We start from the raw sequence: 19,530 nt of genomic DNA on the forward strand, positions 1-19,530 counted from the left end.
CCCCATGTTTGGAACGCTAGGTAGATTTACCACATGCGCACCATTGGTCCTACCCAGCACGACGAGATGATACATAGAAGTTCAGTCGCACGAGTATCACGGCTTTTGGATACGGCTCGAAGAACAATGATATCAAGGCCTTGTGCCGTGAAAATGGCGTGCGCTAAACACGCCGTACGGTCTTCACACTCACACGGAAGAGCTGCGCGATCTCAGACAGCCTGCGGCCTTCCTCGTCCCTCATGCGGCGAACCTCGTCGCGCTGAGCGGCTGAGAGGGCAGGCGGACGACCTCCGACCCTACCGCGCTTCTTCGCGGCCTCCAGCCCCTCCTTGGTGCGCTCTGAGATACGCTCGCGCTCAAACTGAGCGATGGATGCGAAGACGTGGAAGATCAGACGGCCTGCGGGCGTGGTGGTGTCGATGTCCTCGGCCAGCGACCGAAACCCGCCACCGCGCTCTTTGATGGCCTCCACGATGTCGAGAAGGTCACGCAGCGAACGTGCAAGACGGTCGTACTTCGTCACAACGATCACGTCTCCTGGGCGGAGTTGATCGAGGAGCTGATCGAGCTGGGGGCGCTTCCTGGTCGAGCCGCTGATCTTGTCCGCAAAGACGCGCTCCGCGCCTGCTGCTTCCAGTGCGTCGGTCTGTGCATCGAGGAGCTGATCGTCTGTCGAGACGCGGGCATATCCGAAAATCATGGACCAATGGTGCCATAAACGTCCCAAAACTCAAAAGATTTTGTCACGGGGGTTTTGTCCCGCTCAAGCCGTTGGTTTCGCGTGGGGTACGGCATGGGGACAAAAACGACCGTTTGTGTCCCCGGGAGCCGGCCTCTTCACCAGTCCGGAGACAGGCAATTTTCCGCTTACCCGTCAGAGCCTGACGTCGCCGTCGCATAAATAGCTTTGCAGGCAAGAGCCCTGCTTAAAAGCAACAACAAGAAGGAGGCAAGACAATGGTAACGTTAGTTTATTTTGCAATGGCAGCGCTGTATATCGCACTCGCATTTCATCACATGCTGTAACTGAAAAAGCCGCTCACAGAGCGGCTTTTTTAATTTCGGGCCGCACTGCCGGGCCGTGGTGTTTCGTGCCAGGATACCGGGGCAAGGGGAAAGATGCCGTAACGCGAGGCGACGGAGGACACCGCTTTGACAGGGACGACGATCCGCAAGAACTTTTCCTGCACTCAGGAGGGCGATGCCCTGCTCACCTGGCTGAGGGTGGGCGGGGCCGAACCTGCTGGCGATGGTTCTGTTCGAGAAGTTCGGGCAGCATCAGCCCCTGAACCGTCAGGCCGAGCGCTACGCGAAGGAAGGCGTCGATCTCAGCCTCTCGACGCTGGCCGACCAGGTCGGGGCCTGCACCGCAGCCTTGGCGCCGATCCACGCCCTGATCCGCAACCATGTCCTCGATGGCAACCGCCTGCATGCTGACGACACCACGGTTCCCCTCCTGGCGAAGGGAGGGACGCAGACGGCCCGGCTCTGGACCTATGTCAGAGATGACCGGCCCTTTGGTGGCGGGGTGCCCCCAGCCGCGCTGTTCCACTTCTCGCGCGACCGCGGCATGGCCAATCCCAACCGGCATCTCGCCGGTTGGCAGGGCATTCTGCAAGCCGATGCCTATGGGGGCTACAACGACCTCTACCGGGCCGACCGCAATCCCGGGCCGGTCGAGGCTGCGCTCTGCTGGAGCCATGCCCGCCGGAAGTTCTTCGAACTCGCCGACATCAGGGAGAAGGCTCGCAAGCGGAAGCCGGCCCATGAAATCTCCCCCGTCGCGCTGGAGGCCGTGACGCGGATCGATGCGATCTTCGATGTCGAACGCGAGATCAACGGCCTAGACGCCGTCGCGCGGCTCGAAGCACGGCAGCGCCTCGTGCGGCCACTGGTCGGCAAACTTCACGACTGGATGCGCGCCGAACAGGGCACGATGTCGAGGCACAACTCCGTCGCCAAGGCGATAGCCTACATGTTCAAGGCCGATCGCTGGAACGCGTTCACGCGCTTCCTCGAAGATGGCCGGATCTGCCTGACGAACAACGCGGCCGAACGGGCCCTGCGCGGTGTCGCCCTCGGCCGGAAGTCATGGCTCTTCGCTGGCTCCGAGCGCGGCGGCGATCGCGCCGCCTTCATGTATTCGCTGATCGTCACGGCTAAGATGAACGACATCGATCCCCAGGGCTGGCTCGCCGATGTCCTCGCCCGGCTGCCGGAAATGACCGCCTCCCAGGTGCCGACCCTGCTCCCGTGGAACTGGAAGCCCTTGGAAGTCCGCCAAGCCGCCTGACTACGGCCTTCGCCGGATGCTTACCGAGATCCTGATCTTCCGGCTGGAAGAGGAAGCGACCTGGACGCTCGAGGTCGTCGATGAAGACAACACGTCCCACGTCTGGGACGAAACCTTCGCGTCCGACTTTGCTGCTCTCGTCGAAGCGCAGAAAGCGATCCGCACGCTCGGCGCCCGCGCATTCATCGCGGGGGACAAAGGGCCAACCCTCCCCTGACATGCCGTCCCTTTCCTTCTCTAACCCGTCCTCTTCGCTTCTCCCAAAAATAGTCCCATAACCTTTTTTGTGGGTCCATCCGGCGGCTTCCGAAAAACCCTCGTTTTTCGGAAGCTGTGGACCTTCTGCCCCCAACCTTCCGAAAACAGGCCTGTGAGTTTCCGAAAACTGTTTCTTGTAATATAACCTCCGAAAAGGTATGGTGTATATGAGTTTTCGGAATAAGCAGCGTGCGCTGTGACAACAAATGTTGTAATGTGTGTATGTGGGTGTATGATATATGCTGAGGAAAGGAGGTCGATCATGCCGCGATTGTCGATCGACATTACCGAGCAGCAACATCAGCAGCTCAAGATCAGCGCTGCGCTAACTGGCCAGAGCATCAAGGATTATGTGCTCAGCCGTGCGTTCCGCGCGCCGCAGGAAAACGATACGCTCAGCGAAGAGCAGGCCTTGCTTGCGCTACATGACTTCCTGGAGCAGCGACTCCAGCAGGTTCGCAGCGGTGAAACCGTCAGCGCCAGTTCTGCCGACATCAAAGCCCGCGCCCGTGCGCTTCGTTACGGAGGGGCATGAGCGTCTCTTACAGATTTACGCGCGATGCCATCGAGGATCTTCTCTCGATCTGGCTCTATGGTGATGAACGCTGGGGGGAGGATCAGGCCGACCGCTACCAGGATGAATTGCATGCCGCTTGTCAGCGCATCGCCGATGGCGAAGCCGTCACCTCGGTGGTCGAGGGCAAGCCGGACGTGCGCTACCTCCATTGTGGGCGGCATTTCATTTTCTACGTGCCGTCCAGGTCCGAGGTGGTGGTCATCGCCGTGCTGCATGAGCGCATGGACCTGCCTGCCCGTCTGGCGAAGCGCCTGAAAGGGGGAGCCTAGATGCTTGTCGGATATGCCCGCGTCTCTACCCAGGATCAGAGCCCTGCCCTGCAGCGTGATGCGCTTGCCGCTGCGGGCTGCGACAAGATCTTCGAGGAGAAAGCCTCGGGTGCGCAGCGTGATCGCCCGCAGCTCATGGCGGCACTCGACTACATGCGCCAGGGCGACACGCTGGTCGTCTGGAAGCTCGACCGCCTGGCGCGCTCGCTCAAGCAGCTGATCGAGACGGTCGAGATGCTGGAAGAAAGCGGCATCGGGTTTCGTTCGCTCACCGAGGCGATCGACACGACGACCAGCGGCGGCAAGCTGGTGTTTCACATCTTCGCAGCCCTGGCCGAGTTCGAGCGCGGCATCATACGAGAGCGCACTACGGCGGGGCTGTCCGCCGCGCGCGCCCGTGGCCGCATCGGCGGCAGGCCCCCTGCCCTCGCTGCCGCCGACCTGGCGCAGGCCAAGGCGCTGTTGGCGAATTCCGAGATTACCGTCAAACAGGTTGCGGCGCGCATGGGCGTGAGCGTCTCTACACTCTACAAGCACTTGCCCGCCGCGCGCAGCATCACCAAGGGAGAGCCCCAATGAGCATCCTTACCCTCACCCGCATTGACGAAACCGCCAATATGCGCCGCTTTTACCGGATCTCGGTGCAGCCAGGTTTGTTTGGTGATGCCGCCCTGGTGCGGGAATGGGGCCGCATCGGCAGGGCTGGCCAGATGAAGACCGACTGGTTCGAGACTGAGGCTGATGCCAAAGACGCCCGCTTTACCCTGCACATGAAAAAAGCCAAGCGGGGGTATGAGTAGGTTTGACGGGCATTACCGATCAGGTCACAACCCCTTAGGCAAGCATTTCAGTGAGTACCGTGATAGCGGATGGCAATTGTTTCCCTGACATCTGTTCCCCCTCGTTTTCAGGGGCTCGCTCCCGTCCTTGAAAGTCTGCTTGCCCAGACCGTGCCCATTGCGGAAATCCGCCTTTACATCCCGAAGACCTATCGTCGTTTTCCCGACTGGTCAGGCCCGCTTCCTGCTGTCCCTCAAGGGGTGAACGTCATCACCGTGGCTGATGATCTGGGGCCGGCATCCAAGGTTCTGCATGCTGCCCGAGATCTTTCCGGGAGGAACGTTCCGATCCTGTTTTGCGACGACGACCGTATCTATCCGCGAAACTGGGCCAGCGGCCTGCTGAAAACGCATGCGGCACGCCCTGAAGAGTGTGTCGCGGTGATCGGCCGCCATTTGTCCGATGTCTTGCCGGGAACCGTCGCCCTACGCAGCAAACACCGGGCGAAGGTCGGAAAGCAATATTTCGATCCCTGCTATCGCTATCAGCGTTTGCTTCAGCAATGGCGCGAACAGAGACTGCGCACCCAAGGCGAAAAGCCGGCGCGCCGGCTTGTTGCCCGTTCGGGATATATCGATTTGCTGCAAGGCTACGCCGGAGCCCTCATGCTCCCGCACTTCGTGGACGAGGCCTTCTTTGATATCCCCGATGACATCTGGATGGTTGATGATATCTGGCTGTCCGGCCATCTGGCGCGCCGTGGCATCCCGATCTGGCTGCCAGCGCGCCAGGAAATCTGCAAGCGCGCGTCCAACGACGGCGTGCATGCGCTGCGGGAGTGCGTGTTCGACGGAGCCGATCGAGATGGCTCCAACGTGAGAGCCATCTCGTATTTTCAGGACACCTATGGCGTCTGGCGTCAAAGGATGTCCACATAGAGGACGACATCATCGAAGTCGTCGTCGCTGCCATTCTTGCTGCCAATCGTGTTCAGATACTCCAGCACGTGCCCCGGCAGAGCACTGTTGCCCTGCGACGGGCTGCGCAGCAGGTCCTCGAACCCGATGCGCAGCGCACCCTCTCCGTCGTTCGAAACGCCGGACAGCACATGCTGCATGCCATCCGGGTTCAAGGAAGCGTCGTGCGAGAAAAAGACGTTGAGGCCGTCAAGGACCGCGCCCTGGCTCGCCAGATCGAAGCCCCCTGCCCCATCGCTCACGAACTCGAAATCATCTGCGGTGAATTCAGCCGGATCGATGCGATCAGCCCCATCCTGCACCAGGAAGAAACCGATATCGTTGTCAGGATCGCTGACCGTGATACCGATCGGTCCTGAGACGGTCTTGGCATTGGCCGCCAGGATCGTGACATTGACCAACTGTCCGGTTGGGTCGATCTCATAGTAGCCCACCGTGTTGTCGAAGCCGGCACGCGCGTTGGCTTCGAATGTCACCGACATGTCGGTGACATTGTGACCGTTCAGGAACTCAGCGTTCACGATGCCATTGATGTCGCTGCTGCTGACCGCTTGCTTGTTGCGCAGCGAGGCGAGGAAGTTTTCGAACGTCACCTGCGTGCCGGTTTCAAGGCGGGCAGCCATGAAGTCGCCGCCTGTGAAGTCCCCTTCGAGCGTGAAGGATCCGTCCGAATTCCCGTCACCATCCCCGTCGATATCCAGGATCGCTGAGCCAAGCCTAACGTTGATGGCGTCGCGCGTCAGTTGAACTCCTTCAAAGAACATCCGGTCATTGAGGCCGAAATCCCGAACCCTGTCCCCGAAGAAGTTGTTAAGCGTGTCACGCAGAGTATCGCGCCCCGCACCAAGCGTGATCGTGTCGGCACCTGGGCCGCCGGAGACTGTATCATTGCCTTCCAGCGCGTCGATCATATCATCAAAGGATGTACCGACAAGCACATCCGCATTCGCCGTTCCCTCAATCGGGCCTGATGGCGTTTGTTCGTCATCAACAATCGTAAAGGTGGTGGTCGGAAGGTTCAGGGTCGCGCTTCCGGACACACTGGCAAAAGAAATACTGAACGTTTCGTCACCTTCAAAAATTGTGTCGGCGGCGATATCAAGCGTGATGGAAGCCGTGCTTTCGCCCAAGGCAAAGGTCACTTGGCCAGACGGAAGGCCGCCGACGAAGTCAGCCGCATCGACACTGGACGTTCCGGTCGCTGCCACTGACCAGCTGATGACTTCTTCCGAGCTTAGATCACCTGACCTGTCGAGCGTGAGCGTCACCGAATTCGTGCCGCCAGAATTTCCCTCCGTGATCCTGGTGTCATCGGCAACCAGTGCCAACGAAACTGCACTGTCATCATCTTCGATTCCAACGGCGACGGTTTGCGTCGTGGAATTGTCCGCGAAGGTCACGCCTGCATCGATTGAGAGGTCGACAAAGAAGCCTTCGAACCCTTCGATTGTACCATCATCCAGAATGTCGAAAGAAATGGTCTTTTGTGTTTCGCCGGCAGCGAATATCACGCTGCCCGCTGACACGGGTGTGTAATCAGCGCCACTTGTCGCCGAGCCATCCCGAGTAGCGAAAGTCATCCCGACCGGACCGGCGGCGGCGGTGGACAGCGAAACTGTGAATTCCGCCTTGAGCGTCCCGGCAGACGACTCTGAGATCGTTACAGAGTTCTGATCGATCGTTGCTACAGGAACTTCGGAGAGGCTGGCCGTCTCGATGCGCGTATCCGAGAATTGGATGTATTCCACATTCAAGAATGTATGACCGTTTCCAACCACGACCACATTTCCAACCTTCGACACGCCACCCGCTGTGGTCTGATCGACCGCAAAGATCGCGGTATCGATACCGTCTCCACCGTCGATCACGGTTTGGCCGCCATTCACTATGAACGTGTCATCTCCGGCTTTACCTTCAATCGAATGACTTCCGGAATTGATCGTAATCGTATTGTCGAGACCGTTGGCGAAAACCGACTCCTTTTGGCCGATCAGGATGTAATCGTCCTGGTTCACAGCCAGCGCGACCGTGTCCACGGTCCCGTCATTTGTCGCTTGACGCAATTCGGTCTGGCCCGTCGTAATCTTGGTCTTGATTGTCGCTGTGGGCGTGCCATCGTTAAAGACCAGATCAAACGTGACGATATTCTCAGCGTCTATCGAAACTTCAAGCCCTTGCAGTGTGCCCTCGAACGTAAGCCCCAGCGGACTGTCCACCAGTTGGTTAGGGGCGATCGTATCGACGACGTTGCCATCCAGCTTGACGTCAATGCGATCGATTTTGGATTTGTCGAACCCCGAAACAGAGAAGGCGTCCGTCAAATCGGACGGATTGACAAGAAGAACCGCATTTCCGCTGTCGATGGTGTTGAGGCTGTTCAGGTCGGCCCCGCTTCCGATACCGAACGCGCGGACATCAACGATGGCCTGGTCGGGCCCCTCGTTCACGACTTGGAGGCTATCGCTTGCGCCACCACCGAACCCATCCGACAAGAAGTAGGCGATGTTGGTGGCTGCGGTCACGTTCTGTAGAGATTCAAACCAGTTCTCGGCAGTAATCAATGCCGGTCCGAAATTCGTTCCGCCACCAGCAACGAGGCCATTCACGGCAGCGATCGCGCCCTGTGCATCGAGATTCGCGAAGAGCCGTGCTGAACTGTCAAAATCCACGACCGCAAACTGGCTTCTGTCCGCAACACCCTGATCGATCAATGACTGTGTCAGTGCTGCATAGGCCGCTTTCGTCTCGGCAATATTGCCTCCGCTCATCGATCCCGAGGAGTCGACGATGTAGACAAAATTATAGAGGATGTTCTCTTCGGCACCGATCATGAGCGTGTATTCCACATCGCCGTCGAACATGAATGCCGGGATCTCGACGGACAAGGACCCGATAAGATCATCGTTCACATCCTTCACGTCCTGGCCGACGTTCAGAAGCTCACCGTCGCGCAGCTTTGTGGGATCATCGGGATCGGCAAGCAATGGAACGAAAAGCTGCTTGCCGTCATCGTCGACGCCGAACCCGCTATCCCCCCTGCTTTGGCCATCTTCGAACTCGAAGACGGCGAACTCGACGTTCTTGATCGCGTCCTTTCCGTTCGCCATCGTCCCGCCGGTATGGGCAATCTCGACTTCTGGATTGTCCGGGTCAGAGCCGTCAGTGATCGTGATGGTGTAATCCGCGATCTTGCCAGAAAAAAGCGCCTGGTCCACGCCATCGCCGCCGTCCAGACGGTCATCGCTTCCGGCACCCAGAAGGCTGTCGTTACCGTCCTTGCCTTGAATGAACTCCCTCCGGTAAGAGCCATCGATAAAATCATCGCCGGATCCCGTCAGGAACGAGAAAAAACCCGGATCGCTCCCGATGATGATGTTGTAGGGAAGGTTCGCCCCGTTTCCGGCCCCGAGGTTTCCATCCATGGCCGCGATAATCGCATCGTACTCGTTCTTGGTAATCAGATGGCCGCCGTTGGCACCGAGCGGAATTTGAACTCCTGTTATTGTAAGGACGCCGTGGGTATGAACTCCTACCACCGCTGCGACCTGCGTGCCAGACCCATCGTCAATAGTGGTCCAAACGCCGCTTCCACTTTGTCCAGCCTCGGTATCAATTAAGTTTGAGTAAAAGAAGCGTCCATTCGATTTTGCCGATGCAATGGTCCCGGTCGCAGAGTATCCCAAAATCGCTTCTGTAAATTTCACACCCGGTTGCTGGGGGAAATTCGTATCTTCATTCCCGGCATTTATGCTTCCTGAACCGTCAACGATTTTCCCAGGAAAGCCTCCGGTTGTGATGCTGTAGCCTTTGGCGTCATTCGGATTCATGAACACGACCATGCCAATGGCGGTGCCGGCGATGTTTCCGGCCGTCTGGATCAGCGCCATATCATGAGCATGTGAAGCACTCTGATCATAGCCATCCGGGTAAGTGACACCTGTATCGTCGAAGTTAATATCACCGGGAAAGAGTTCCGTTGTAATTCTCGGACCAAGAGAGCCAACACTTGCACCCGGAGTAATGCGGCCAGAGGCAACGTCAGAACCGGCGACAAAGACATTGTGCCCAGCCGTCAGAACGAAATTGGGTGCGAGAAGTATGCCAGAGCCATTAAGGCCATTCGGCGCTTGCCCCAAAGTGGCCGTTGGATCAGTTCGAACAGAATCGACTGATACGATTGAGCTAAAGCCTGCACCAGAAAAATTGGTGATCAGTGTGCGGTTGTCCGTACCTTGGATCGACATTCGCTCCCCTCCCCAGGATTAGTTGCAAGAAAGTGTAATTTCTGTTTCCGACAGGTTAATCTCTCTGGGATCCATCACATAGACTCTGGATCCTCGTTGTCCGGCATATGCACCTATCAAAAGCATGTCCGGCGAGAGTGCGACGCTTCGACCGGGTGATGCTTTGATGTGCCGGTTCGCCAGATCGACGAATTCAAAGCCGTCTTCTGCGTCGTTGAGCCTGAAGAGACGAATTGAATGCTCCAGTCCCCAATCCGGGTAGCTTCCATTCACGCCAGAAAAAACCACAAACATTTCGGCGGCATCAACGTCACCCTGCGCATCAAGCAACTGGGTGCGCTCGGGGTCGCAGCCGATCCATGCCATGGATTGCGAAGGCAAGACGCCACTGTCACCTGAAAGCACGCAGGCCTTTTCCGACAGGGCAACAGGGCCGTCTCTGCGCTGCAAGAGCTCTGAAAACTCTTCGGGAACAGTCAGCAACCGGCCTTGGGTCTCACCGCCCTTAATCTCGGCCAACCAGAGAGATCCAAGAACACCAATCGCTGGCGCAGCGCTTACGAGAACGTCGCCCGATACATCGACTGATTGTCCGAAATAGTCTTTGTATCCATCTGGTAAGTAGTCATGACGCCCGGTCGGACCGATAACTGTTACCGTACCGTCTGCCACAAAGCGCTCACCAATGCTCCGCCTTCCGAAGACCACCCTTTCTTGCTCGGCTGCAAGTGAGAAGCCAATGACATCTTTCGTATCGGAACGTGCGATCTCATGTATTTGTCCATAAAATTCATATCGATAAACGGCGCCGCTTTCGATAGAACCATCTTTACTGTAAGCCCCAATAAATAGCGCGTTGGCGCCTGCAGAAAGTGTGAACCCAAACCCCTTTTCGCCGAGTTCAGGAGATTTAATTACTTCTATCTCTAGATGCGGTGGCCTTTTGTCAAAGATATGGACCAAGCCAGCGCCAGGGTCTCCAATCGCAATCCAGTCGGCACCGATGGCCAAAGACTTGCCAAAAAGGTGGCTATTTTTGATAGTGCCCTCAATGCATTTGATGTTCATTTCAGGTGATCCATTTGCCGACGTTGCTGAGAGCGCGACAAAGAAAAAAACGTGAATAATCTTAAGGGGCATACCATCTATATTATTTTTGACAAGCTATCAAGGTTAAGGGTTGTAGGGTTGCGCCATGATCGCGGAATCCTCTCGGGCACGCAACCATCTTTTGATCGAACGTCTTCCCTTGGCAATTGCGACGTCAGAGATATTCATATGGAAGTAGCCGTAGGGTATCTGTCACATCCCGAGAGATAGTCGGGCGGCGTTAGGAACTCGCGCAGCGCGGCATGCAGGTCATCATGCGATACCAGGAAATTCTTTTGCGGCTCCACCCCGAAGGACTCGGCGAGCAATTTGCCGATCTCATCGCGCACCGGGATCGCCGCACGCTTCTTGGGTGTCGTTGTCGCTTGCTTGTGAAGATGGATCAGCACATCCGCGCCTCGTCCTGAAAATTCCTCTCCTCCGATCTTGCCACAAACAAAGCGCATCTCCGAGGAGAAATGTGAGCATCTGGGATGAATAAGTTCGCTTTAACTGAGTTATCTCCCGAAAATAGTCGACGGTGACGGATGAGGTTGTTCCTGAAAGCCTTTCTTCACCTGTGTCCTTCCCCTGCCTTTCGCTCCCGTTTTTGCTGCCTTTCCTGACACCGCTGCGCGGCTCGGGCTGTCCAGGGGCAAGCCCTGCGGACTCTGCTTTCGCAGGCCGGGCTTTGAGGCAGTGCCTCCAGCCGACAGCGCCGCGCCAGCGGCGTCTTTGGGGCGGCAGACGGTGCGAAGGGCGTGCCGTCCACATCCAGACAAAAGGAGGCTCACCATGAGCAACCCCACCCACAATCTTATCTACAAGGCGCGTGCCTATAGCGGCGAGGACGGTCAGACCAAACATGTCTACGGCGTGATCGGTGCCGCCTGGTCCGACGAAAGCGGCGCGATTACCCGCCTCAAGCTCGATACTGTGCCCGCCACCTGGGACGGCGTGCTGTATGTACGAGCGCGCGAGGAGGCGGCGTCATGAGCGCGGCGATCTTGCAGCAATGGAGCGTCACCCTTGAGGTGACGCTCGACCCTGCCAGCGGCGCAGCATCGTTGCGCGACTGGCTGGAGCATCATTCCGGAGCATGCTCGCCTGCCCTGCCCGATCAACTGTGCCAGTATCTTCTGGCGCAGCTGATCTCCACCAGTGACTGGGATCATGTGGCGCTGAGCTTCGAGGTCGCCCGCATTGCTCCCGCTTTGGCGGCGGCGCAGGTGCGATCATGATCCCCGCCCTGCCTTACCGCGAGCTGTCTCTGCACTGGCAGGGGCAGCCCCTTGCCCTGCGCTACACGTCCGTTTGGTTCGCCGCCGGCAACTACCGTGCCGCGCATCTGGAAATCCGTTGCGCCTCACCCCTGCCCTTCACGCAGACTGGCTATAGCAGCGATTTCCTGCGGAACCCGCCGGAGGAATTCGATCCGCTGGCATTCGTTGCGGCCTGGCTGGAGGATGCTGCGGGCGATCCCGCATGGCAGGCGCAGCAGGAGCGCGATCGCCAGGGCTGCCTGTTCTGAGGAGTTATGCCGCGTCCCGCCCTGCCCCACATGCACTGTCCACAAACATCTTCCACAGGCTGCAACCGAAGTCTCGCAGGGCGTTTGCGGAGGTTGTATCATGCAGCGATGAAATGCATCCCCTTTCCAAATTCGGCGCGCGATCAACTGGTTCGCAACTGTCGTGAAAGCAAATCGGCGGGCAAGCGGCTTGATCACCATCCGGTCGTGATGCTGTTCACACCGGATGCCGACGCCGCCTGGCTGCTCAGTGAATCCGACCCCGACAAGCAGCAGTTCTATGGCCTGTGCGACCTCGGTTTCGGTGCACCGGAAGTCGGCATCGTCTCCTTGTCAGAACTGTTGGAGATCGAAGGGCCATCGGGTCTACCGATCGAACATGATCCCGCTTTCACGGCCATCGCGCCGTTGTCGGTCTATGCCGCCGAAGCGCGCAAGGCCAAGCGGATCGTCGTCTAACCGGATAATAAAAATTATCCGGTATGTTTTATTATCCGATAAAACTGTCCACCGGGTAAGTCAGATTATTGGATTTTTTGAGAAAGCCGGTTAAACTGCTCACCAGATAAAACAACCAAACGAGCAGAACCCATGCCAGTCATCGTCATCGCGTCGCCCAAGGGCGGTGCCGGAAAATCCACCACTGCCGTGCTGCTGGGAACCGAACTTGCCCATGCCGGTGCCAATGTCACCTTCCTGGACTGTGACCCGAACGGCTCGCTGAGCCTCTGGGCTGAACGCGGCAAACTACCGCCGCGCATCCAGGTGCTCTCCGATGTGGGTGAAAGCGAGATCATCAAGAAGATCCGCACCCACGACCAAGACGGCAGCGTGGTGATCGTCGATCTGGAAGGGGTCGCCTCGCGTTTGGTCTCGCGGGCCATTTCGCAGGCTGATCTAGTCATCACGCCCATGCGCGCCACAACGCTCGATGCCACGATCGGGGTGCGGGCACTGGCGCTGATCGCCGAGGAAGAAGAGCAGCTCGGCAGGAACATTCGTCACGCCGTGGTCTTTACGATGACCCGCGCCATTCGCTCCAAGCAACATTCCGGAATCGAAAGCAGCCTGAAAGAGCAGGGGGTCGATGTCATCACCCCGCCGCTCATGGAGCGCTCAGCCTTCTCGGCTCTGTTCGAGTTTGGCGGAGATCTGCGCTCGATGCCCGCGCAAGGACGCATGGACGGGGCGCTGGAGAATGCCGGTGCCTTCGCGCAGGCCGTTTATGAGCGCCTTAGCGCCAAGGAGGCCGCAGCATGAGTGAGGGCAAGCCCGCATTCAGCGTTGATCTCGGCGGCCTGAAAAGCCGCAACAAGGATCGCACGCCCGAGGTGGTTGAAAAGATCGACCGGGCAGGGGAAGCGCTCGGCTTTGTCGATCGCAGCCCGAAGAAAAAACGAGGCCGTCCCGCCAGTCCGCGCACCGGCCAGGTTCATGCCAAGGTGCTGCCGCATGTCTCCGAGGAGATTGCCAGCGAAGCCAAGCGGCGCGGCGTTCAGCAAGGTGTCCTGATCGAGGAAGCCTGGGCGCTGTACTGCACCGATCGCGGGCTCGAAACCGAAGGCTGATTTTTATTATCCGGTAATTAAAAATACCGGATACTCATTCTTGCTTTGCGCGCTTCTTGCAGAAGCCGAGAAACGCCGCGTCGAAGTTGCGCGGTGGCTCTTTCTGGGCGCTCGCAAAGCCGCGCCACTCTTCATAGAGCATGTAGACATCAAAACCTGGCGCAGCGCGGCGGGCTTTGTCGATGAGGGCAGGGGAGGGGGTGGCCGGTATCCCGAGGGCCATCTCGATCTGTCCGCGCGAAAAGCCTGCGCGCTTGGCGTTGAACACCACATTCGCGCCATCGATCTCAATATCATAGTCGGGGATATGCCCGTCCTGCGCGATCTGCTTGAGAAAGAACTTGAACTTTTTCTCAGGGGAGTTGCTGCCGACCTTCTTTTGCAACTTGTCCAGGCCGATGCGGAACGGCCTTCCCTGATCACCGACATGCTTGCGTGCCAGCTCGTAGATGCGCCGCTCCAGCGGCCTGCGCAGGCGGAAATAATGCGGATTGATGGTCAGCACTTCCATGCCCTGCACCGCGCGAAAGGTCCAGTCCGAGATCTTGACCCGAACCCGCGTCATGCGGCCAAACGCGCTTTCCTCGCCGTCTTCGTCGCGCCGCGTGATCTCATACGCGTCGATCAGACCGAACCCGCGCGTCTGGCGATGTTCCCCCGTGGGAATATCCGTCTTGATGGTCGTGCCGCGCAGCCGGTCAAGCGCATCTTCGAAGCGCTGATAGCTCTCGCGGTTGGTGCGCCAGTTGGTGGCAACCATCACCTCATGTGCCGTCAGTTCCACCCAAGGGCTGATTTCATCACCGGCGTTCAGCTGATGCACCAGCTTGCTGATGCAGTAGAGCAGGATATCCTTGTCCATGATCGTCGCCAGGCCCTTGCCGCTTGGCACAACCATGATGCGCTTGCCGTCATGCCGATAATCCAGCTCGCGCATGTCCGGCTTGACCGACAGGGAAAAGATCGGGTGCTCCATCGACGCCATGTCGTCCTTTGGCGCGGCATCAGACACGTCCAGGATGAAGAAGTCTCGATTCGGATGGCGATCTGGTAACAGGTTTCCCATGGCCACAGTCTAGCGTTCATTCGTCGTTCTGGGAACTTGTTTCGTCGTTCTAGGAACCGGTGAGTGCGGGTTTTACTCGTCGATCTGGGAACCTGTCGCTTTTCACACACACCCGAAAATCGGCTTCGCAGATTCGCCCCTTTGGGAACCCATCTTCGCCCCTTTGGGAACCGGGTCTTCGCCCCTCTGGGAACCCATCTTCGCCCCTTTGGGAACCGGCCTCACCCGTAGCGGATTGGTTTATCTTGCAAATTCGCGTTTTCCACAGTGCGTAACTTACTAACACTCTATTTAACTTATATAACACACGGCTTTTGCGCCGGATCGACTGAAAAGTTGCCCCATTTGACGCTGCCCTGCGGGCAGCTAAACAGCGTCCGCCTGGTCGGCGGACGAGTATGCTGAGAAAAAGCATCGCCCCACGGGCGATGACCATACGCCTGCGCTCGCTACCCGCTCGCGCACGGTAAGGGCGAGCTCACGCTCACCGAAAGGAAAGGGAACGAAGACACCGCCCCTAATCTGCCCAAAGGGCAGGACGCTTTACGAATGAGGCATCGAGCCTTTGGAAAGGTGACAATGCCCGCGCGGCGGGCGCTGACGGGCAGCCCCAAATGGCGGACAGGAAGGTCACTGCCCGCCGCTTCAAGGCCCTCTCTGAGAAAAGCAGTGCTTCACGCGGCAGGCCGGAGGCCTGCCGCTGGCAAAAAATGATCGCCCTGACAAGCGGTTCACAGGCAGCTGCCAGGCTGACACCAAAAAGCGCATCTGCCCGGTTTCAGCCTGAAAAAGCGCCCCGGAAGATGACACAAAAATAGGGTTTGCAGCGGGAATCCACCTTGCCATGTTGGCCGGGCTCGACCTCACCAACACCGCGATAAACGCCCCGAACATTTGTGCGGGCGCGTCTGGATTCCGCCTGGGAGAACCCCATGACCCTGCTGCTCGGCTGGACTGACCCCCTTGAAACTCCCCAGCCTGTCGGCTTTGGCCGCCGCGCGCCAGAAGACGCGCGGCGGCGTCCCTACCGGGACCCGAACAAGGAGGGCCACTGGCTTTGCGTTGCGCCCACCGGCACCGGAAAATCCGCCTCCTTCGCCATCCCCCAGCTGCTGACCTATCCGGGCTCGATGATCGTCGTGGATGTCAAAGGCGAGCTGGCCAACACCACGGCCCGCTATCGCCGCACGCTGGGTGAGGTGCTGATCCTCGATCCCTTCGAGCAGGTCGGCGGCAGCGAAGGGGCCTTCAATCCCCTCAGCCATCTGTCTGCCGATGATCCTGGCCTGGTCGATGACGCCTACACCCTGGCCAGCCTGTTTGGCTATGGCCCCGCGCAAAGCCATTCATCCCAGAATGACCGCTTCTGGGATGAATCCGGACAGGATGTCATCGCTGCGCTGATCGTGCAGGCAGTACGCGACAAGGATCCCGCTGAGCGTACCCTCGGCGCGGTCTATGAGAAATTCCATGGCGAAGATCCGAACTACAAACTGGCGGTGATGCTCGATAACGGCAATCCCCATCCCTTCACCCTGGACAAGATCGGGGGCTACCTGGAGCTGCCAGACGTGACGCGCGGCGGCGTCAGGGCCACGGTCAACCAGCAGCTGCGCATGCTGGCAGGGCAGGGGGTGCGCAAGAGCTTTGCCAGCAACAGCATGGATCCGGACATTCTCAGCGCCGGAACGCCCTGCACCCTCTACCTGGTGCTGCCCCCTGACCGGCTCGGCTCCCATAGCGGGCTGATCCGTATCGCGCTCACGGCGCTGCTCCAGCGCCTGCTGCGCCGCCTTCATCGTCCGGCGCATCCCACCCTTCTCCTGGTCGATGAAGCCGCCCAGCTCGGGCCGATACCGGCGCTCAGCGCCGCCATTACCCTCGGGCGCGGCTTTGGCATCCGCGCCGCACTGCTGGTGCAGAGCCTCGCCCAGCTGCGCCATGCCTACGGCACTGCCCATGACACCATCATCGAGAACTGCTCGCTCATCACCATGGGGCGGCACACCGCCTTCTCCATGGCACGCCAGCTGGCCGAACAGGGCTTTGGCGATGTCTCCGCCGAAACCCTGTTCGGCCTGACGCGCGACGAGGTCATGATCCGTGCCAGCGGCGAGCCCAGCCGCAGGTTGCGCAAGCTCGACTACCGCCACGATGCGCTGTTCGCGGGCCGCTTCGATCCTAATCCGCTCTATGAGCCCCTCCGAGCGCCCACCACGCAGCTGAAACTGGCGCTCTGAACAGGGCCAGACATGGAAAGCGCATAAACCCGCGGAGAGGATCAGGCCTTTTGCCGCTTCAGAGCTTCGAGGGCACTGGCAAGTCCGCGTCCGGCTGCAATCGTATCTGCCCGTATGTAGTGGCCCTCGGCGATCCGCGTGGTCGAGTGCCCGAGGATCGGCTTGATCAGGCGCGCCGAGGTGGATGATGCGCGGGCAAGTGTTGTCGCCGCAGCATCGCGGAAGAGGTGCGGCGAGACCGGAGTGCCTAGTAGTTGTCCGGTTCGAACGGTGATCGCACGTGTGAACTGGTTGAGCCCCAAGGGGGCGCCGTGGCGCCCAAGCCAGACGGCGGTCTGATCGCCGGCTTTGCGGGCCGCGAGCACCGGACGCGCCCTCCACAAATAGTCGGCAAGGATCTCGCAGGCCGCATCCGGGACCGTCGCTTCCCAGGGCTGGCCATTCTTCGTCATCGAGCCGTCCAGACAGATCATCATCTGCCCCTCCGCAACACGCAGGGATGTGCCGAGAACTAGCTCGGACAGGGCCCGGCGCCGCATCGGCATGAGCGCCAGCAGGCAGATCATGGCGCCGTCACGGATCCGTACGGCCTGATCGGGGTGTATGATCGGCCCGGCGTTGTCCTGTACGAGGCGCGCCCCAGCCTTGAACAAGACGTCGCTGGAGAGGATGCGGCCGTTCTTGCGCGGCGCGCCGCGACGCTTTGCGTCGCGGTGCAGGGCAGACAGGATGGCCTGTTGCGCCGTCCAGCCCCTGTCCGGCGCGATCGACCGGCACAGGCGCAGAATGGCTCCGACGTACCCGAGCAGGGTTGCCGGTGCGAGCCCGTCCATGCTGGCAAGCCAGGCGCGCAACCGATCGGCGGTCGCCCGCTGGACGGGATCGAGGAGCAGCACCTCGGGCGCCGCCATCGACACCCAGTGCAGCCAGAGGCCGTACTGGCGTTGCATCGTGTCACGGGAGGGCGCCCGCCAATGGGCGAGAGGTCCCCGGTCATCGAGGAGTCCGCCTTCCGCAAAAAGCGCGGCGAAGGCCATGCGGTCAGCAACGGGCCAGTGGGTCAGCGGCAACGGTTTCCCCATCACGAGCGCTCCCGTAGGGTGTCCACGACGGCGGCAAAGGCCTGTGTCGCGCTGATCGTCTCCAGACCGGAATAAACGCTGATCGTGTGGCTGACCGAGGAGTGCCCCAGCATCTGGCGTGCGACCTCGTAGCCGCCCGGGTTGGCGTCGAGATAGATCATCACGGCAAGGTGCCGGAAGAGATGCGCGTTCATATCAATGCCGATCTCGGTGCGGACCCGCTTCTTGATACGCTCGGCAAGCGAGTTTGCCGCAGTAGGACCGGCGGTCCGTGCCGCCGGAAAGAGATAGCGGCAGTCGGGGGCGCAAAGGAGAGGTGCTCGCTCGGCAAGATGCCGGTCGATCATCGCGACCAGATGCGGGGGCAGTTCGAACTCAAGCGGGCGGTTGTTCTTCACCTCGTGGGCCGGGATCACGATGAACATCTGCCCCTTGCCCGGGCGGTGGAGGTGCCGGTCGAACTCCAGTGTCGAGAGGTTCGAGACCCGCAGCGGGCAATAGAGCAGGATGCCGATGGCGATCGCGTCCTCACGGGCACGCAGCGCTCTGGTGCGATGTTCGCCGAGGGGGCGCTCCATCATCTGCTCGGGAAGACGCAACAGGCGCCGCAGAACGCCGGTCGCCCTCAACGCCCGCAGGCGGTCCCGGTTCTTTGTCGTCATGCCGCCCGTGCCATGTACGGCGAGGCGGTCCTTGAAACGCGCGAGGGCGGTCCGCTGTGTTTCGGGCAGGCCGCGGTGTGCTGCGATCGTCAGGAGCAGCCTGGCAGTATCGCTGATCGAGGGGCCGGTCTTGCCGCCGGTCCGCTCCAGCATGCGCCGCAGACCACGTTCCACGCGCGCGGGGGCCACCAGGTCCTCCAATGATATCAGCTCTTCGACCGGTACCCCGGCCTCCACCACATGGCTTGCGAACCGCAGCAGCATGTACCGATAGGTCGCCGCAGAAGAGGCCGTGATCGGCCGGAGCGTGGCATCAAGCGCCAACAGGTCCGGCCGCATGCGCATTTCGAGATACCCGTCGATATCCGCGATGAAGCCAGGGAAATGGGCTGTCTCGCGCAACATCACCCGCCGCTCCCGGGATGGCCGCTCCAGGCGCTGGCGCGGCCACGCCGGGAGCCGGTCCACGGCCCGGTTCCATCCCATCACAGCTTCGATGTAGGTCGTCAGGGGGGCCTTGCAGATCTCATTCTGCTCGACCGCTTCCAGGTAGAGCAGGGCATGGTCACTCCGGACATGCCCAGGTGCGACACCGATCCGGTCGAGAAAGAAGATGAACCGGGGCAGGACGCTCAACAGGCTCTTGTCCTTTGAGGCGCGCACAATCTCCCAGAGATTCTGCCAGGCCGGCGAGAGATCGGAGACCTGGCGATGACGCTTCGTGACGATCCCACAGGCAACCATGGCACTGCGTGCGTTGCTGACGGTGTTCTGCCATGTCTTTTCGGTGATCCCCAAGGCGGCCGGCGCAATGCGCGCAAGCCGGGGCTGCAGCCACTGAGCATCGGCCGGAACCTGAACCGGCGTTCGATCCAGCGCCTCGGCAACCCG

Annotated in this window: 20 protein-coding genes and 1 pseudogene; 14 read left to right on the forward strand and 7 right to left on the reverse strand. The window is 59.8% G+C overall.

All coding sequences use genetic code 11. The features are described 5' to 3' along the window. Nucleotides 1-163: 163 nt before the first annotated feature. Entirely contained in the window at nt 164-703 is a 540-nt protein-coding gene (locus MAA8898_RS02180; protein ID WP_094019312.1) for a recombinase family protein, read from the reverse strand. A 522-nt stretch (nt 704-1,225) separates the two neighbouring features. Here MAA8898_RS02180 and tnpC point away from each other — a divergent pair. From tnpC to MAA8898_RS25665, 7 genes and pseudogenes are all read left to right on the forward strand, one after another. Then, nucleotides 1,226-2,296: pseudogene (gene tnpC, locus MAA8898_RS02185) on the forward strand (IS66 family transposase); the annotation flags it as partial. A 16-nt stretch (nt 2,297-2,312) separates the two neighbouring features. Further along, the gene (locus MAA8898_RS02190) at nt 2,313-2,513 is read left to right on the forward strand and encodes a hypothetical protein (protein WP_094019313.1); all 201 of its coding nucleotides are present in this window, start codon (nt 2,313-2,315) and stop codon (nt 2,511-2,513) included. Between the two features lie 303 nt (nt 2,514-2,816). Continuing rightward, nucleotides 2,817-3,089, forward strand: a complete 273-nt coding sequence (locus tag MAA8898_RS02195) for a type II TA system antitoxin, ParD family (RefSeq protein ID WP_094019314.1) — start codon at nt 2,817-2,819, stop codon at nt 3,087-3,089. Further along, on the forward strand, nt 3,086-3,400 hold the full coding sequence (locus MAA8898_RS02200) for a type II toxin-antitoxin system RelE/ParE family toxin (protein ID WP_094019315.1): 315 nt from the start codon (nt 3,086-3,088) through the stop codon (nt 3,398-3,400). Before MAA8898_RS02195 ends, MAA8898_RS02200 begins: the two co-directional genes overlap by 4 nt. After that, a complete protein-coding gene (locus MAA8898_RS02205; RefSeq protein ID WP_094019316.1) occupies nt 3,401-3,979 on the forward strand; it encodes a recombinase family protein in 579 nt (192 codons plus the stop codon). It begins immediately after the preceding gene. Beyond that, nucleotides 3,976-4,200 (forward strand): WGR domain-containing protein, encoded by a 225-nt coding sequence (locus MAA8898_RS02210; protein ID WP_094019317.1) that lies wholly within the window; start codon nt 3,976-3,978, stop codon nt 4,198-4,200. Before MAA8898_RS02205 ends, MAA8898_RS02210 begins: the two co-directional genes overlap by 4 nt. Before the next feature lie 69 nt (nt 4,201-4,269). After that, nucleotides 4,270-5,118 carry a glycosyltransferase family A protein gene (locus MAA8898_RS25665; protein WP_141194771.1) on the forward strand — a complete coding sequence of 283 codons (849 nt, stop codon included), beginning with the start codon at nt 4,270-4,272 and terminating at the stop codon, nt 5,116-5,118. Here MAA8898_RS25665 and MAA8898_RS02225 read toward each other — a convergent pair. The 3 genes from MAA8898_RS02225 to MAA8898_RS02230 form a co-directional block, all read right to left on the reverse strand. Beyond that, nucleotides 5,100-9,401: a Calx-beta domain-containing protein gene (locus tag MAA8898_RS02225; RefSeq protein ID WP_094019320.1), complete on the reverse strand. Its 4,302-nt coding sequence runs from the start codon at nt 9,399-9,401 to the stop codon at nt 5,100-5,102. The genes MAA8898_RS25665 and MAA8898_RS02225 overlap by 19 nt on opposite strands. Nucleotides 9,402-9,419: 18 nt before the next feature. Then, nucleotides 9,420-10,541 (reverse strand): hypothetical protein, encoded by a 1,122-nt coding sequence (locus tag MAA8898_RS25670; RefSeq protein ID WP_141194772.1) that lies wholly within the window; start codon nt 10,539-10,541, stop codon nt 9,420-9,422. A 134-nt stretch (nt 10,542-10,675) separates the two neighbouring features. After that, nucleotides 10,676-10,957, reverse strand: coding sequence for a hypothetical protein (locus MAA8898_RS02230; RefSeq protein WP_141194773.1), 282 nt, complete (start codon nt 10,955-10,957; stop codon nt 10,676-10,678). Nucleotides 10,958-11,285: 328 nt separating this feature from the next. On the opposite strand from MAA8898_RS02230, the gene MAA8898_RS02235 reads away from it, so the two are divergent. The 6 genes from MAA8898_RS02235 to MAA8898_RS02260 all read left to right on the forward strand — a co-directional run bounded on the left by MAA8898_RS02235 (nt 11,286) and on the right by MAA8898_RS02260 (nt 13,589). Then, the gene (locus tag MAA8898_RS02235; RefSeq protein WP_094019322.1) at nt 11,286-11,486 is read left to right on the forward strand and encodes a hypothetical protein; all 201 of its coding nucleotides are present in this window, start codon (nt 11,286-11,288) and stop codon (nt 11,484-11,486) included. Beyond that, the gene (locus MAA8898_RS02240) at nt 11,483-11,731 is read left to right on the forward strand and encodes a hypothetical protein (RefSeq protein WP_094019323.1); all 249 of its coding nucleotides are present in this window, start codon (nt 11,483-11,485) and stop codon (nt 11,729-11,731) included. Before MAA8898_RS02235 ends, MAA8898_RS02240 begins: the two co-directional genes overlap by 4 nt. Continuing rightward, the gene (locus tag MAA8898_RS02245) at nt 11,728-12,021 is read left to right on the forward strand and encodes a hypothetical protein (protein WP_094019324.1); all 294 of its coding nucleotides are present in this window, start codon (nt 11,728-11,730) and stop codon (nt 12,019-12,021) included. The genes MAA8898_RS02240 and MAA8898_RS02245 overlap by 4 nt, the downstream gene beginning before the upstream one ends. Nucleotides 12,022-12,129: 108 nt before the next feature. Continuing rightward, nucleotides 12,130-12,480, forward strand: coding sequence for a DUF2958 domain-containing protein (locus tag MAA8898_RS02250; RefSeq protein ID WP_094019325.1), 351 nt, complete (start codon nt 12,130-12,132; stop codon nt 12,478-12,480). Nucleotides 12,481-12,612: 132 nt separating this feature from the next. Then, nucleotides 12,613-13,281, forward strand: coding sequence for a ParA family protein (locus MAA8898_RS02255; protein ID WP_094019326.1), 669 nt, complete (start codon nt 12,613-12,615; stop codon nt 13,279-13,281). Further along, nucleotides 13,278-13,589 (forward strand): chromosome partitioning protein ParB, encoded by a 312-nt coding sequence (locus tag MAA8898_RS02260; RefSeq protein WP_094019327.1) that lies wholly within the window; start codon nt 13,278-13,280, stop codon nt 13,587-13,589. Before MAA8898_RS02255 ends, MAA8898_RS02260 begins: the two co-directional genes overlap by 4 nt. A 34-nt stretch (nt 13,590-13,623) precedes the next feature. Here MAA8898_RS02260 and MAA8898_RS02265 read toward each other — a convergent pair whose 3' ends face one another. After that, a complete protein-coding gene (locus MAA8898_RS02265) occupies nt 13,624-14,655 on the reverse strand; it encodes a replication initiator protein A (RefSeq protein WP_094019328.1) in 1,032 nt (343 codons plus the stop codon). 932 nt (nt 14,656-15,587) lie between these two features. Here MAA8898_RS02265 and MAA8898_RS02270 point away from each other — a divergent pair. Next, a complete protein-coding gene (locus tag MAA8898_RS02270; protein WP_094019329.1) occupies nt 15,588-16,895 on the forward strand; it encodes a type IV secretory system conjugative DNA transfer family protein in 1,308 nt (435 codons plus the stop codon). Nucleotides 16,896-16,936: 41 nt separating this feature from the next. On the opposite strand, the gene MAA8898_RS02275 is transcribed toward MAA8898_RS02270, so the two are convergent. Both MAA8898_RS02275 and MAA8898_RS02280 read right to left on the reverse strand, forming a co-directional pair. Beyond that, complete coding sequence (locus MAA8898_RS02275; RefSeq protein WP_094019330.1) at nt 16,937-17,977, reverse strand: tyrosine-type recombinase/integrase; 1,041 nt, start codon at nt 17,975-17,977, stop codon at nt 16,937-16,939. Further along, nucleotides 17,977-19,437: a site-specific integrase gene (locus tag MAA8898_RS02280; protein WP_094019331.1), complete on the reverse strand. Its 1,461-nt coding sequence runs from the start codon at nt 19,435-19,437 to the stop codon at nt 17,977-17,979. The genes MAA8898_RS02275 and MAA8898_RS02280 overlap by 1 nt, the downstream gene beginning before the upstream one ends. Nucleotides 19,438-19,530: the final 93 nt, after the last annotated feature.

The organism is Antarctobacter aquimaris, assembly GCF_900184945.1.
GTDB lineage: Bacteria > Pseudomonadota > Alphaproteobacteria > Rhodobacterales > Rhodobacteraceae > Maliponia > Maliponia aquimaris.

What these genes read in the sequence shown, in the direction of transcription:
- MAA8898_RS02180 (WP_094019312.1), bottom strand. Translation starts at nt 703, where the DNA reads ATGATTTTCGGATATGCCCGCGTCTCGACAGACGATCAGCTCCTCGAT.
- MAA8898_RS02190 (WP_094019313.1), top strand. Translation starts at nt 2,313, where the DNA reads ATGCTTACCGAGATCCTGATCTTCCGGCTGGAAGAGGAAGCGACCTGG.
- MAA8898_RS02195 (WP_094019314.1), top strand. Translation starts at nt 2,817, where the DNA reads ATGCCGCGATTGTCGATCGACATTACCGAGCAGCAACATCAGCAGCTC.
- MAA8898_RS02200 (WP_094019315.1), top strand. Translation starts at nt 3,086, where the DNA reads ATGAGCGTCTCTTACAGATTTACGCGCGATGCCATCGAGGATCTTCTC.
- MAA8898_RS02205 (WP_094019316.1), top strand. Translation starts at nt 3,401, where the DNA reads ATGCTTGTCGGATATGCCCGCGTCTCTACCCAGGATCAGAGCCCTGCC.
- MAA8898_RS02210 (WP_094019317.1), top strand. Translation starts at nt 3,976, where the DNA reads ATGAGCATCCTTACCCTCACCCGCATTGACGAAACCGCCAATATGCGC.
- MAA8898_RS25665 (WP_141194771.1), top strand. Translation starts at nt 4,270, where the DNA reads ATGGCAATTGTTTCCCTGACATCTGTTCCCCCTCGTTTTCAGGGGCTC.
- MAA8898_RS02225 (WP_094019320.1), bottom strand. Translation starts at nt 9,401, where the DNA reads ATGTCGATCCAAGGTACGGACAACCGCACACTGATCACCAATTTTTCT.
- MAA8898_RS25670 (WP_141194772.1), bottom strand. Translation starts at nt 10,541, where the DNA reads ATGCCCCTTAAGATTATTCACGTTTTTTTCTTTGTCGCGCTCTCAGCA.
- MAA8898_RS02230 (WP_141194773.1), bottom strand. Translation starts at nt 10,957, where the DNA reads ATGCGCTTTGTTTGTGGCAAGATCGGAGGAGAGGAATTTTCAGGACGA.
- MAA8898_RS02235 (WP_094019322.1), top strand. Translation starts at nt 11,286, where the DNA reads ATGAGCAACCCCACCCACAATCTTATCTACAAGGCGCGTGCCTATAGC.
- MAA8898_RS02240 (WP_094019323.1), top strand. Translation starts at nt 11,483, where the DNA reads ATGAGCGCGGCGATCTTGCAGCAATGGAGCGTCACCCTTGAGGTGACG.
- MAA8898_RS02245 (WP_094019324.1), top strand. Translation starts at nt 11,728, where the DNA reads ATGATCCCCGCCCTGCCTTACCGCGAGCTGTCTCTGCACTGGCAGGGG.
- MAA8898_RS02250 (WP_094019325.1), top strand. Translation starts at nt 12,130, where the DNA reads ATGAAATGCATCCCCTTTCCAAATTCGGCGCGCGATCAACTGGTTCGC.
- MAA8898_RS02255 (WP_094019326.1), top strand. Translation starts at nt 12,613, where the DNA reads ATGCCAGTCATCGTCATCGCGTCGCCCAAGGGCGGTGCCGGAAAATCC.
- MAA8898_RS02260 (WP_094019327.1), top strand. Translation starts at nt 13,278, where the DNA reads ATGAGTGAGGGCAAGCCCGCATTCAGCGTTGATCTCGGCGGCCTGAAA.
- MAA8898_RS02265 (WP_094019328.1), bottom strand. Translation starts at nt 14,655, where the DNA reads ATGGGAAACCTGTTACCAGATCGCCATCCGAATCGAGACTTCTTCATC.
- MAA8898_RS02270 (WP_094019329.1), top strand. Translation starts at nt 15,588, where the DNA reads ATGACCCTGCTGCTCGGCTGGACTGACCCCCTTGAAACTCCCCAGCCT.
- MAA8898_RS02275 (WP_094019330.1), bottom strand. Translation starts at nt 17,977, where the DNA reads ATGGGGAAACCGTTGCCGCTGACCCACTGGCCCGTTGCTGACCGCATG.